Consider the following 13,055-nt stretch of genomic DNA (forward strand, 5'->3'; position numbering starts at 1 on the left):
GTGTTGCTTGCGCAACAGATGCGTAGGCGCAGGCTGCACGCCGCAAGTCGGGCGTCGCATGCCTGCGCCGCGTCAGCCGGCCCTCGAGATGCCCATCGCCGCGCTGGCACGATTGCTGCTGATTCGTCGGCCATGCGTCGCTGCGTTGCGACGCGAGCCCATCCGTTCAACCGATCAAGGAACCTTCCTCATGTCCGTCACCCAAGCCATCGACAGCGGCGAACTCGTGGCATTCGTCGAGCGCGCCACGCGCGAATTCGCGCAGGCCGAGCGCGTGCTGAAGGAAACGCGCACGCTCAGCGCCACCAACACGTTCCAGGCGTTTCAGCGCGTGCCGGGCACGGAGCTCGTCGTCGCGCTGTCGGCGCCGAGCCCGTGGGCCGCGTCGCGGGAGATCCAGCCGGTCGTCGTGACGCTCGACGGCGACGTGCTGCACGGCGATGCGCGCGCGGGCGGCAACGGCCCGCGCTACGCGGGCGTATTCCGCGAGGTGCCGGAAGTCGACGTGGTGATTCATGTCCACGGCCCGTATCTCGGCGCATGGGCGAGCGCGCATCGTCCGCTGCCGATCCGTTACGCGCCGGCCGCGCGCTACACGCGGGCACGCGAAATCCCCGTCTACGTCGATCGCCGCCCCGGCGAGCCGCGCTTCATCGTCGACACGATCCGGCGCGATCCCGACGTGCCGGCGATCATCGAGGCGAACGGCGGCGCGACGTTCTGGGGCAAGTCGATCCTCGACGTGTCGAAGTACATCCTGATCCTCGAGGAAGCCGCGTACTTCCAGGCGCTCGCGGAACCGCTCGGCGGCTCGCTCGAATTCGGGCCGGGCGCGCTCGAACAGCAATGGAAGATGAGCGGCCTCGCATGATGCGGCGCGGCGGCCGGCGCAATCCGGCCGCCGTCATACCGATAGCTCGATGAATTGGTTCGTGGCCGGCGTGCGCCTTGCTATCGTCGAACCTTCCCCGTTCAACACGCCGGTCGTGCCATGGCCATCTTCAGCTTGCCGGACCCGACTTCGCACGCGATCACGATTCGCGCGAAGGCACTGACGTTCGACGATCCCAAATCGCGGGTGCTGCTCGAACGCATCCAGCTCGTCGCACCGAGCGATGCGACGGTGCTCGTCACCGGCGAGAGCGGCACCGGCAAGGAGCTGATCGCGCGCCTCGTGCATTCGCTGAGCGAGCGCCACGACGGGCCGTTCGTCGCGGTCAACTGCGGGGCTTTTTCGGAAACGCTGATCGAAAGCGAGCTGTTCGGCCACGAGCGCGGCGCGTTCACCGGCGCGATCAACAGCCAGCCCGGCTGGTTCGAATCCGCGAATCGCGGCACGCTGTTTCTCGATGAAGTGGGTGACCTGCCGCTGTCCGCGCAGGTCAAGCTGCTGCGTGTGCTGCAGGAGCGCGAGGTGACGCCGGTCGGCTCGCGCAAGACCGTGAAGATCGACGTGCGGCTCGTCGCGGCGACCAACGTGAATCTCGAAGCCGCGGTGCGCGCGGGTAATTTCCGCGAGGATCTGTACTACCGGCTCAACGTCGTGAAGCTGAGCCTGTTGCCGCTGCGCGAGCGGCCCGGTGATATCGCGCCGCTGATCGAACACTTCATCGACACCTACGCGAAGCGGCTGCGCGTGGCCGCGCCGACGTTGACCGACGCCGCGCGCGCGCGGCTGCATGCGCATGCATGGCCCGGCAACATCCGCGAACTGGAGAACGTGATTCACCACGCGGTGCTGATCTGCGCAGGCGGCGCGATCGACGTCGGCGACCTGCAATTCTCCGCGCTGTCACTTGCGCCCGACCCGGCCGACGCACCAGGCACGGCCGCCGCGCCGCCGCGCCGCGCGCGCGACGTGGCCGAAGCGACCGACGCGCTGCGCCACGCGGTGATCGAACTGCTGGATCTCGGCACGCCGGCGCTGTGGCAGCACATCGAGGACACCGTGTACCGCAGTGTGTTCGACTACAGCGAGCACAACCAGCTGCGGATGTCGCGCCTGCTCGATCAGTCGCGCAACATCGTGCGTGCGCGGCTCGCGCAGCTCGGCATCCTGAAGCCGCGCGACGCGGGCGACGGCGGCGACGCCGACACCGGCGCGCGGCTGCGCCGTCAGGCGTGATCGCGCCAGCGCAGCGCGCGCTGGGCGATCCGCTCGCATAACGCACTCATGCCGACGGCCAGCGCCGTCACGCCGAGCACGCACACCAGCAGCACGTCGGCGCGCGCGCCGGCCTGCGCGTTCTGCATCAGGCTGCCGACGCCGGCGCCCGTATTGAACAGCAGCTCGCTGCTGGTCGCGGTGATCCACGCGAACGGCACGGCCTGCAGCACGCCCGCGAACAGGTCGGGCAACGCGCCGGGGATCAGCACGTCGCGCCACAGGCCGATGCGGGTCAGGCGATACGACTGCGCGAGTTCGACGTAGCGCGGATCAACGCGGCGCAACCCGTCGAAGCTGGCGGTGGTCATCGGGTAGAACGCGGCCAGCGCGATGATGAACACCTTCGCGAATTCGCCGGTGCCGACCCACAGGCTCAGCAGCGGAATCAGGCCGAGCAGCGGTACGTAGCGCAGCGCCTGGAACGCCGGTTCGCCGAGCTTGCGTGCGAGCGTCGAGCGCGCCATCGCCGCACCGAACACGAGCCCGAACGCGACGCCGAAGCCGAGCCCGAGCGTCGTGCGGCGCAGGCTCGCGCCGAGATCGGTCGCGAGTTCGCCGCTGCGCGCAAGTTCGACGAGCGCGGCGCCGACCTGCTGCAGCGGCACGAACGCATATTGATGGGCCGCGTCGCCGGACGAGGCGGTTTGCCAGGCGGCCAGCAACAGCGCCGGTACGACGAGGCCGCGCGCGCGGCGGCGCAGCGGGGCGAGCGAGGCAACACGGGTAACGAAGGTCATGCCGAAGCGGTTCCGGTCAGGGTCAGCGCGCGGGCGTCTGCCAGCGCAGCGCATAACGTTGGACGAGTGCGATCGAGCGGTCGAGCGCGAAGCCGATCAGCCCGATTACCGCGACGTCGACGAGCACCACGTCGAGCCGCAGCATCTGCCGAGCGAGTTCCATCATCTGGCCGATGCCGCTGTCCGCGCTGAGCAGCTCGACCGCGACGAGCGCGAGCCACGCACGCGCGAGCGCGATCCGCACGCCGGTGAGCAGCGGCGGCAGCGCGGCCGGCAGCAGTACGTCGCGCAGCAGCGCGAAGCGGCCGAGCCCGTAGTGGCGCGCCATCTCGACGAGATCGCGCGGCGCGTCGTGCACGCCCGTGTACGCGGCCAGCGCGACCGGGAAGAACACGGCCTTGCCGACCACGACGAGCTTCAACGGTTCGTCGACGCCGATCAGCAGGATCAGCAGCGGAATCAATGTGAGCGTGGGCAATTGCCGCAACAGGTCGAAGGTCGGCCGCAGGTAGTCGGCGAACAGCCGGCTGCGTGCGAGCAGGATGCCGAAGGCGGCGCCGCTGGTCGCGCCGATCGCGAAACCGAGCACGAGGCGGTGCAGCGTGATCGACAGGTTGTCGCGCAGTTCGCCGGTGTCGAGCAGCGTGCGCAGCGTCGCCGCGAGGCGCTCGGGCGGCACGACGAGCTGCGGCGGAAACCAGCGCTGTGCGCTCGCGAGCCACCACAGCGCGGCGAATGCGACGGGTGTGATCCACCACAGCGCGTGGTCGACGAGCCGCGCGACGCTCGGCAGGCGAACCGCCGCGCGCAAGCCGTTCGGCGCGAGGGCGCGCGTCGCCATCAGCGGCTCGCGACGCGCGGGGCGTCGGCGCGCCAGTAGCCGTCGAGGCCGAGCTGCTTGAGCGCGGTCGACACGAAGGTCGGCGCGAGCAGCGCGTTCACGTCGACCGGCGCCGACGTCAGCCCGGCCTGGCGGCTGTACGCGACGACATCGCGGTAATGGCCGGTCAACGCCGGCGTGAACAGCGGCGTCCATTGCTCCTTCCACGGCGTCGCTTCGTCCGCGTATTCGCGGCGCAGGACGCTTTCCGGCTGGCCGGACGCGCTCAGGATCTTCACGTACGCATCGCGGTTCTGCGGCTGCGAGATCCAGTGCGCGGCCCGGACGTAGGCCGTCGCGACGATCTGCGTGATGTCCGGGTAGCGCCGCACGAAATCGTCGGACGCCCACAGTTCCGCGCGCATCTTCCAGTCGTCGGGCGCGCGCTTGGTCGACCAGATGATCTTGCCGACGTTCGTGTCGACGAGCGAATACGCGTCGGACAGCGTGAAGAAACCGTCGACGCGGCCGGCTGCGACGGCCGCCGCGCCGGCCTGCGGATCGAGGTTGTAGATCCTGAAGTCGGACAGCTTCAGCCCGTTCTCGGCGAGCAGCTTGCTGAACGGCACTTCCCACGGCCGGCCGCGATTGAGGGCGATGCGCTTGCCCTTGAGGTCGACGATCGACTTCGCGCTCGAGCCGGCCGGCACGACCAGATAGGTGTTGCTGCCGATGCCGCCCGGCACGATCAGGCGCGTATGCGTACCCGACGCGTTGACGACCACCGACGGCAGGTCGCCGTAGCCGGCGAAATCGATGCTGCCGTTCGTGAATGCCTCGTTGACGAGCGTGCCGACCGCGGCGGTCGACACCGGCACCCATTGCAGCGTCACGTGTCGCGCGGCGAGCGCTTTTTCGAGCGACTTGTCGGCGTCGATCAGCGCGGATGCGCCCGCGTATTGCGTCTTGCCGCCGCTCGAATACGCGACGACGGCGATTCGCACGACCTTGGGCGCGTCTTTCGCGTGGGCGGCGGGCGTGACGAACGATGCGACGGCCAATGGCAGCGCGGCGAGCAGCGTGCGCAGCGGGCGATGCAGCGACGCGAGGGAGAGTGTGGGTTTCATGATGGTCCGGAGCAGTGAACGTGAAAGGGGCTCACGCGCGCTTCTGCAACGACGGCCGCAGCACGTCGGCGAGCGGGCGCGGATCGATCCAGTCGGCGACGTCGAAATCGGCTTCCAGAAAACCGTGGTCGTGCAGGAAGGTCTTGAACTCGTCGAGCGCGGCGACCGATTCGTCGTCGAGATTGATGCCAAGATGCCGGTGCAACTGGTTGCCGTACGCGGCGCGCACCCAGTCGATCGACGACGCGGTTTCGCCGGCCACGTACTGCGCGGTTTCGTCTGGATGCGTGCCGGCCCATTCGCCGGCTGCGACCACGAGTTTCAGGAAGCCGGCGACGATGTCGGGGTGGTTCGCGAGCACGTCCGCGTTGACGGTCAGCGGGCGCGGCGTGCCGTTGTTGTTGCGGATCGAGCGCTCCGGATGAAAGCCGATGTCGATCACGACGTGTGCACCGATCAGTTGCGCGATCTCGAGGCCCGTCGAACCCTTCACGTAGATCGCGTCGACTTCGCCGCGCAGCAGCGCGCCGGCTTCGGCCGCATACAGCGCACGGCTCGAAAAGCCTTGCGGCGACGCGAACAGGCTGGCCGCGCGCGCCGGGCCGACGGCCTGCAGCGTGCGGGCGCGCACGTCGACGCGGTCAACGTCGCCGAGCGTCAGCCCGTCGAGGCTCAGCGCATTGACGAAGCCGCGCAGCGCCGACGCGCGAAAGATGTCGATGCGATCGTCGGGGCGGCTCGGAATCGCGATCCGGCGCCCGCGCAATGCCTTCACGGAGCGGATGCCCGACTCGGGGCGCGCGAGGATCAGCTGCGATTCGTCGACCCACGACAACCCGATCACGCGTGTGTTCGCGTCGTTCGAGCGCGCCCACATCGCGGGGATGCTGCCGCCCTGGCGAAACGACTGCGCGAGCGTGTGGTCGCTGATCGACGACACGTCGTGCCGCGTGGCGCCGCGCGGCGAGCGGATCGCGACGCCGTCGGCCGAGGTCTCGCCGTTGAGCCAGCCGAGGTGCACGGCGATGCCGAGCGGCGTCGGCACCGGCGATCGGGCGTACCAGAACGTCTGCTGCTTGTCCGATGACGAATCGGGCCTGTCTGTCATGTGTGAGATTCCCCTGTCTGGGTGAGCGTGGTCGAGGCGCGGTGTCGCCCGCGCGGGCCGTTCCACGTTGCAAGTTCCGGGCCAGTGAACGGCAACCGCCGTGCGGCCGGCGGCGCAGGCCTCGCGGGCGATGCGCGGCATGGCGGCAGTCCCCGGCGTTGTTGCGTGAGCAACAGTCACGTCGGGCGCTGTTGCGCGCGCAGCACCGGTGCGGCGGAAGCAGCAGCGGCATGGGTGCGTGTCGCGACATGTCCGGCGGCACCCGGCACACGTGATTCGAATCGTCGCGCACGCCCGACCCGCAAGGCGCCGCGCGCATTCGCCGGCGGCTTCGCGCATGTCGCGGCGAGCCCGTTGGCACACCGCGTGCTTTACAGCGCTACAAACGCGCGGCACGCCGGTGCCGCACGCAATCCGAATGGGCCGACAAGGAGAATCCCGATGGCTGTTGAATTTCTGTGGCGCCTGCCGATGCACGGCGACGGCCGGCGCGCACACGATCTGCATACGCGCGGCGAATGGAATCGTCAGCGCGCGTCGCGCGTCGCACCGAAAGTCGACGACGACGCGTTCGGCTACATCGACTATCTGTCGCAGGTCGCGCGCGCGGCCGACATCGCCGGCTTCCACGGCGCGCTGATTCCGATCTTCCGCTTCACCGAGGAACCGTGGGTCGTGGCGGCCGCGCTGGCGCGCGAGACGCGCCGGCTGCGCTTGCTGATCGCGCTGCAGCCGCATTTCGTGCATCCGGTCTATGCGGCGCAGATGGCCGCGAGCCTGCAGCGGATCAGCCGCGGCCGCGTCGAGTGGAACGTCGTCACGGGCGGCGGCGGGCCAGACCAGCGTGCGTACGGCGACTTCATCGATCACGACAGCCGCTATGCGCGCACCGACGAATTCCTCGATGTCGTGAAAGGCGTCGCAGCCGGCGCGCCGTTCACGTTCGACGGCCGCTTCTATCGCGTCGAGGAGGGCGGCCTGCTGCCGCCGCTGAGCGGCCAGAAACCGCCGCGGATCTATCTGGCCGGCGCGAGCGACGCGGCGCTCGCGGTCGCCGCGAAGCACGGCGACGTGCACCTGAGCTGGGGCGAGCCGCTCGCGAAGCAGAAGGAAGTGATCGATGCGGCGCGCCGCGCGCTCGACCGGCAGAACGCCGACCGCGACCTGCGCTTCGGCATGCGCATCGACATCCTGGCGCGCGAGACCGAAGAGCAGGCGTGGGCCGAGCTGCGGCAGATGTTCGCGACGGTGGGCGACACGACGCGCAATGGCTTCGGCGGGCGTGGCGCAGCGTCGGAATCGGTCGGCGCGAAACGCCAGTTCGCGCTGCACCAGGGCAACACGCAACACTTCGATAACCTGATCGTCGGCCCGAACCTGTGGGCCGGGATGTCGCAGATCCGCGGCGGCCCCGGCTGCGTGATCGTCGGCAGCCACGAGCAGGTGGCCGAGCGGCTCGCGGAATACGTCGAGATCGGCGTGTCGACGTTCATCCTCGCGAGCAACCCGCACCTCGAAGAAGCGTACCGCGTGGGCGAGGAAGTGCTGCCGCTCGTCGATGGCGCGCTGAACGCGCGCGGCACGCAGGCGGCGCTGCGCGTGGCCGGCGCCTGAGCGCGGCGGCCCGCCGCCACGCACCCATGACAACGACAAGGACACTCACCATGACGACACTCGCTGCGCAGGCCACGGCTTGCGACGCACTCTGGTACACGCGCTGCCCGGTGCCGACCGCGCTCGGCATCGCCGTGCATCGCGGCTGGTTCGACGAGGAGTTCGGGCAGGACGGCATCGCACTCCATTCGCTGCAGGAGACGGCCGACGCCGACAAGCGCGAATCGCACTTCGATCACAGCCTGCCGCACTCGTTCCGGCAGGGCGGCAACATTCCCGCGCTGTGGGCGCGGGCCCGCGGCGCCGATACGCGCGTGATCGGCCTGTCGTGGACCAACGAATTCCAGGCGATCGTCACGCTGCCCGAGCGCGGCATCCGCACCGCGCGCGACCTGCGCGGCCGACGGCTCGGCTTGCCGCGCCATCCGATCAGCATCGACTTCTGGCGCGCGGCCGCGCTGAAGGGGTTCCTGAGCGCGCTCGAGCTGGAAGGGCTCGGCCACGGCGACGCCGAATGGGTCGACTTGCCCGACACGCGCGAGCGCTACACCGGGCCCGCCTCGTTCACGCGTGGCCCGCACGAATACGGGCTCGAAATCGCGGCGCTCGTGCGCGGCGACGTCGAGGCGGTGTTCGTGAAGGGCGTGGCCGGACTGGAAACCGTGCATCTGATCGACGCGCAGGTCGTCATCGATCTCGGCGCGCATCCCGATCCGCTGGTGCGGATCGGCAACGGCACGCCGCGCACGCTGACCGTCGACCGCGCGCTGATCGACGCGCGTCCCGATCTCGTGAGCCGCTTCCTGTCGGTCGTGGTCGGCGCGGGCGACTGGGCCGCGCGCCATCCGGCGGAGACGGTCGCGTATATCGGCCGCGAAACGCGTGCATCCGACGAGTGGGTGCGTTACGCGTATGGCGCGGACGTGCATCGCCATCTGGAGACCGGGCTCGCGCCGACGTCGATCGACGGGCTGGTCGCGTTCAAGGATTTTCTCGTCGAGTGGGGCTTTCTCGAACACGATTTCGACGCGCGCGCGTGGATCGATCCGGCGCCGTTCACGCAGATCGACCGGCACCGCCATGCGTGGGTCGCGTAGCGCGCCGCGGCGTGTCATTGCAAGGAGTCGAACATGACAGGGCTGACGATCGAATACGGCGTGCCGCCCGCACGCCGGCATGCGGCACGTGCGGCGCCGCGCACGGTGGCGGCGGTTGCGCGGCCGCCGTCGTTGCCGCCGCCTGCGCAGGTCGAGGCACGGGCCGCTCCGGCGAACGGATGGCGTGGCGCGGCGGCGATTGCGCTGGCCATCGCGGCACTGCATGCGGGCGTCGCGTTGCTGGCCGCGCGCGTGCCTGCCGCACCGCCCGTGCAGCCGCCGCGGCCGCTGCCGATGACGGTCGAGCTGACGCGGCCGCCCGAACCGCTGCCGCAGGCCGCGCACCCGCCGCAGCCGGTCGTACCGCCGAAGCCGTTGAAGCAGGCGCCGGTCCCGCCGAAGCCGCGCGCGGCCGTACCGCGTCCGGCGACGGCGGCCACGCCGCAGGCGACGCGCGAAGCCGCACCTGCACCCGTGCCGGCGACGCCGGCCGTCGCCGCGCCCGCTGCCCCGGTTCAGGCGCCCGCGCCCGGACCCGCCGTACCCGTGCGCGAAACCGCGCCGATCGGCGACGCGGCGTACCTGCGCAACCCGGCGCCCGACTATCCGGCGTTCGCGCAGGACCAGGGCTGGGAAGGGCGCGTCGTGCTGCGCGTGCACGTGCTCGCGAGCGGCACGCCCGATTCGGTCGAGGTCCGCACGAGCAGCGGCCGCCGCTTGCTCGACAGCGCGGCGGTAGCCGCCGTGAAGCGCTGGACCTTCATCCCCGCGAAGCGCGGCGACGAAGCGGTCGACGGCTGGGTCAACGTGCCGATCGATTTCAAGCTGGGCTGACCCGCCGGGCCGCCCGCACATTTTTCGAGGAACTCACATCATGAACGCTATCCCGACCACCTTCATCGTCCAGGGCGCGCTCTGGCTGCTGGTCGTCTTCTCCGTCGTCACGTGGACGCTGATCGTCGTGAAGGCGATCCAGAGCCTGCGCTCGAGCGCGCGCAACCGGCGTTACGTCAGCGCGTTCTGGGCCGCGAACAGCTTCCACGACGCGGCCACGCTCGACGGCGCGAACAGCCCGGTGGGCGAACTCGCCGCGACGGGCTTCGACGCATTGCGACGCGCCGACGAGAGCAGCGCGCACGATCTCGAACACAGCTGGAGCCGCCACGATCTGCTCGAACGCCATCTGCGCCAGCAGATCCACAACGCGCGGCGGCGCGAGGAAGCGGGGCTCGCGGTGCTCGCGTCGATCGGCAGCACCGCGCCGTTCGTCGGGCTGTTCGGCACCGTGTTCGGCATCATCCACGCGCTGACCGCGATCACGCACAGCGCGTCGGCGAGCATCGACGTCGTGGCCGGGCCGATCGGCGAGGCGCTGGTCGCGACCGGCATCGGCATCGCGGTCGCGGTGCCGGCCGTGCTCGCGTACAACTTCTTCGTGCGCCGCGTGAAGGCCGCGTCGGCCGATCTCGATGCGTTCGCAACCGACTTCGTCACGCTCGCGCAGAAAGCCGGCTTCCGCGTGCCGGCTGCCGTGCCCGCCGCCGCGCCGGCGCGCCGTTCCGACGACACGCGCCAGGAGGCGTTCGCATAATGGCCTTCTCGTCCTCCTCCGACAACGACGACGTGCTCAGCGAAATCAACATCACGCCGCTCGTCGACGTGATGCTCGTGCTGCTGGTCGCCTTCATCGTCACCGCGCCGCTGCTGAACAACGCGGTGCACGTGAATCTGCCGAACACCGTCGCCACCGCGCCGGCCGACCGCAAGCCGAACGTCACCGTGAGCGTCGACGGCAAGGGCGTCGTGTACCTCGACAAGCGCGCGGTCGCGCTCGACACGGTGCCGGCCGAACTGGCCGCGCTGAAGGCCGGCCGGCCCGACGTCGCGCTCGACCTGCAGGCCGACGAGCACGTGCCGTACGGCACCGTCGCGAAGCTGATGGCCGCGATCGAGCACGCGGGCATCACGCGATTGTCGGTGCTCACCGCGCCGCGCGGCTGACGCGCGTTTCACGACTCCTTTTTTGCGAACGCATTCATGAGCACCACGGCTTCACACAACGTTCAGTCGATCTGGTACACGCGCTGTCCGGTGCCGACACCGCTCGGCATCGCCGCGCATCTCGGCTGGCTGGATCACGAATTCGCCGGCGACGGCATTACCGTGCGCGCGCTGCAGGAAAGCCAGCACGCGGCGCTGCATCACGCGCACGTCGACCATTCGCTCGACAACGCGTTCCGGCAGGGCGGCAGCATTCCGGCGCTGTGGGCGCGCGCGTCCGGCGCCGACACGCGCGTGGTCGCGCTGACCTGGGTCGACGAGGCGCAGGCGATCGTCGCGCTGCCGGAAGCCGGCCTCGCGCGGCCGAAGGATCTGCGCGGGCGCCGCATCGGCCTGCCGCGCCGCGACGGCGAGCGGATCGACATCTTCCGGGCGGCGGCGCTGCGCGGCTTCGTCAGTGCGCTGTCGCTCGACGGGCTCGGCCCCGGCGACGTCGAATGGGTCGACGTACCGGCATCGAACCTGCGCGCGCCGGTGTCGACGCCCGCGACTCGCGACGCGGCGTTCAGTCATCCGGCGAGCCTGTCGAGCCGCCGGCTCTATGCGGCCGAGGCGGCCGCGCTGGTGCGCGGCGACGTCGACGCGATCTACGTGAAGGGCTCGCTCGGGCTCGAAACCGCGCACCTGATCGGCGCGCAGCCGGTGGTCGACATCGGCTTTCATCCCGATCCGCAGATCCGCATCAACAACGGCTCGCCGCGCCCGCTGACCGTCAATGCGTCGACGCTCGAGCGCCATCCCGACATCGTCAGCCGCTTTCTCGCACGCGTGACCGACGTCGAAGGCTGGGCGCGCGAGCACGAGCACGAAGTGCTCGGCTATCTCGGCCGCGAGACGGGATCGGGCCATGACTGGCTGCGGCTCGCGTACGGCGTGGACGTGCACCGGCGGCTGCGCACGGATCTCGACGAAGCGTCGATCGCCGCGCTCGACGATTTCAAGCGCTTCCTGGTCGACTGGCGGTTCCTGCCCGCCGACTTCGACGTGCGCGCGTGGATCGACCGGCGCGCGCTCGATGGCATCGCGACGCTGTCGCGGTGAGCACGCCGGCACGCGTCGCCGACGCATGGCGGCGCGAGCGCTTCACCGGCGGCTTCATGCTGCTCGCGCTCGCGAGCGGCACGACGATCAGCATGGCGCAGCTCGCGACGACGCTGTATGCGCTGGCGCTCGGCGTCGACGACGCGCGGCTCGGCATCATCGCCGCGATGGAGCCGCTCGGCATCGCGCTGATGACGTTGCCGGCCGGGCTGCTCGTCGCGCGCTACGGTGCGCGCCGCGTGTACTTCGCCGCCAGCATGGGGCCGATGCTGCTCAATCTCGTCGTGCCGTTCACGGGCGCGTGGCCGCTGATCGCGCTCACGCAAGGGCTGATCGGGCTGTGCATCCCGTTCCGGATCGTGTCGATCAACGGCGTGTTTCTCGCGCGGCTCGCGCAGATCGGCCTGGCCCGTGCGGGCTGGTATCGCGCGGCGATGTCGATCGGCACCGGGATGGTGGGGCCGTGGCTCGCGAGCGGGCTGATCGGCACGCACGGTGCGGTCGCGACGTTCTGCGTGGCGTCGGCGAGCTTCGCGGGGATGGCGCTGTTCAGCCGCGTGTTGCTCGGCGATGCGGCGCCACCGTCGCGCGGCGCGTCACTTCGAACCGGCGGCCTGCGCGCGCTGTCCGCGCTCGCGTGGAGCCGCGACATCCGCGAGCAGCTCGTCGTGGAAGCGGTGAACAGCGCGACGCGCGCGCTCGTCGGCACCTATACGGTGGTGCTCGCGATCCAGTCGCTCGGCCTTACGCAGACGCGTGCCGTCGCACTACTGACGTTGCAGGGCGCGGTCGCGGTGATCGCGCTGTTCGGGCTCGGGCACGTCGCGCAGCGAATGACCGAGCGCCGCTGTCATGCACTCGGCCTCGCGGGCGGCATGGCCGGGCTGCTCGCGCTCGGCCTCGGGCGCGATGCGTGGATCGTCGGCGCGGGGCTCGCCGCGCTGTGCGCCGGCTCGTCGCTGCTGCATCTCGTCAACATGCAGCATCTCGGCCGTCATCCGGCCGACAAAAGCCAGGTATCGAGCCTCTACAACCTCGCGTCGATGACCGGCGCGTTCTGCGGTCCGCTGGTCGGTAGCGCGCTCGCGCCGCTCGTCGGGTTGCGGGCCGTGTTTCTGTGCTGGCTGCCGGTCGTCGTGCTGGTCGCACTTGCGCTGCGGCTCGCACACGGGCGTCGCGGTGCGACGCAAGCGCTGCCTGCGAAGCTGTCCTGACGAATTCGGCATCGTGCGCTGTTGCGTGACCAGCAATTTTCCGCTTACACAGATGCGCATGCAGCAACA

At 70.2% G+C, this 13,055-nt stretch carries 13 protein-coding genes; 9 read left to right on the plus strand and 4 right to left on the minus strand.

The window, feature by feature from the left end; translation table 11 throughout:
• Nucleotides 1–190: 190 nt before the first annotated feature.
• Together HWX07_RS15830 and HWX07_RS15835 are read left to right on the plus strand one after the other, a co-directional pair.
• On the plus strand, nucleotides 191–871 hold the full coding sequence (locus tag HWX07_RS15830; protein WP_175876855.1) for a class II aldolase/adducin family protein: 681 nt from the start codon (nucleotides 191–193) through the stop codon (nucleotides 869–871).
• 120 nt (nucleotides 872–991) lie between these two features.
• A complete protein-coding gene (locus tag HWX07_RS15835) occupies nucleotides 992–2,125 on the plus strand; it encodes a sigma 54-interacting transcriptional regulator (RefSeq protein ID WP_124548054.1) in 1,134 nt (377 codons plus the stop codon).
• On the opposite strand, the gene HWX07_RS15840 is transcribed toward HWX07_RS15835, so the two are convergent.
• The 4 genes from HWX07_RS15840 to HWX07_RS15855 are packed head-to-tail and all read right to left on the minus strand — an operon-like array spanning nucleotide 2,116 to nucleotide 5,959.
• A complete protein-coding gene (locus HWX07_RS15840) occupies nucleotides 2,116–2,904 on the minus strand; it encodes an ABC transporter permease (protein WP_175876856.1) in 789 nt (262 codons plus the stop codon). The genes HWX07_RS15835 and HWX07_RS15840 overlap by 10 nt on opposite strands.
• Before the next feature lie 22 nt (nucleotides 2,905–2,926).
• Complete coding sequence (locus HWX07_RS15845) at nucleotides 2,927–3,745, minus strand: ABC transporter permease (protein WP_175876857.1); 819 nt, start codon at nucleotides 3,743–3,745, stop codon at nucleotides 2,927–2,929.
• Nucleotides 3,745–4,851 (minus strand): PhnD/SsuA/transferrin family substrate-binding protein, encoded by a 1,107-nt coding sequence (locus HWX07_RS15850; RefSeq protein WP_175876858.1) that lies wholly within the window; start codon nucleotides 4,849–4,851, stop codon nucleotides 3,745–3,747. The genes HWX07_RS15845 and HWX07_RS15850 overlap by 1 nt, the downstream gene beginning before the upstream one ends.
• Nucleotides 4,852–4,882: 31 nt before the next feature.
• Entirely contained in the window at nucleotides 4,883–5,959 is a 1,077-nt protein-coding gene (locus tag HWX07_RS15855) for an ABC transporter substrate-binding protein (protein ID WP_175876859.1), read from the minus strand.
• A gap of 441 nt (nucleotides 5,960–6,400) precedes the next feature.
• Between HWX07_RS15855 and HWX07_RS15860 the strand changes: the two genes are divergently transcribed.
• Genes HWX07_RS15860 through HWX07_RS15890 form a run of 7 tightly spaced genes read left to right on the plus strand, consistent with a single transcriptional unit; the run spans nucleotide 6,401 to nucleotide 12,986 of the window.
• A complete protein-coding gene (locus tag HWX07_RS15860) occupies nucleotides 6,401–7,573 on the plus strand; it encodes an LLM class flavin-dependent oxidoreductase (protein ID WP_175876860.1) in 1,173 nt (390 codons plus the stop codon).
• 50 nt (nucleotides 7,574–7,623) lie between these two features.
• Nucleotides 7,624–8,670: an ABC transporter substrate-binding protein gene (locus HWX07_RS15865; RefSeq protein ID WP_175876861.1), complete on the plus strand. Its 1,047-nt coding sequence runs from the start codon at nucleotides 7,624–7,626 to the stop codon at nucleotides 8,668–8,670.
• 33 nt (nucleotides 8,671–8,703) lie between these two features.
• On the plus strand, nucleotides 8,704–9,504 hold the full coding sequence (locus HWX07_RS15870; RefSeq protein ID WP_175876862.1) for an energy transducer TonB: 801 nt from the start codon (nucleotides 8,704–8,706) through the stop codon (nucleotides 9,502–9,504).
• A 40-nt stretch (nucleotides 9,505–9,544) separates the two neighbouring features.
• Nucleotides 9,545–10,261 carry a MotA/TolQ/ExbB proton channel family protein gene (locus HWX07_RS15875; protein WP_012338724.1) on the plus strand — a complete coding sequence of 239 codons (717 nt, stop codon included), beginning with the start codon at nucleotides 9,545–9,547 and terminating at the stop codon, nucleotides 10,259–10,261.
• Complete coding sequence (locus HWX07_RS15880) at nucleotides 10,261–10,671, plus strand: biopolymer transporter ExbD (protein ID WP_006484323.1); 411 nt, start codon at nucleotides 10,261–10,263, stop codon at nucleotides 10,669–10,671. Before HWX07_RS15875 ends, HWX07_RS15880 begins: the two co-directional genes overlap by 1 nt.
• A gap of 36 nt (nucleotides 10,672–10,707) precedes the next feature.
• Complete coding sequence (locus tag HWX07_RS15885; protein WP_124464544.1) at nucleotides 10,708–11,772, plus strand: ABC transporter substrate-binding protein; 1,065 nt, start codon at nucleotides 10,708–10,710, stop codon at nucleotides 11,770–11,772.
• Nucleotides 11,769–12,986 carry an MFS transporter gene (locus HWX07_RS15890; protein WP_175876863.1) on the plus strand — a complete coding sequence of 406 codons (1,218 nt, stop codon included), beginning with the start codon at nucleotides 11,769–11,771 and terminating at the stop codon, nucleotides 12,984–12,986. The genes HWX07_RS15885 and HWX07_RS15890 overlap by 4 nt, the downstream gene beginning before the upstream one ends.
• The last annotated feature ends 69 nt before the right edge of the window (nucleotides 12,987–13,055 follow it).

It is taken from the genome of Burkholderia sp. BCC0097, from assembly GCF_902832985.1.
Classification (GTDB): Bacteria; Pseudomonadota; Gammaproteobacteria; order Burkholderiales; family Burkholderiaceae; genus Burkholderia; species Burkholderia orbicola.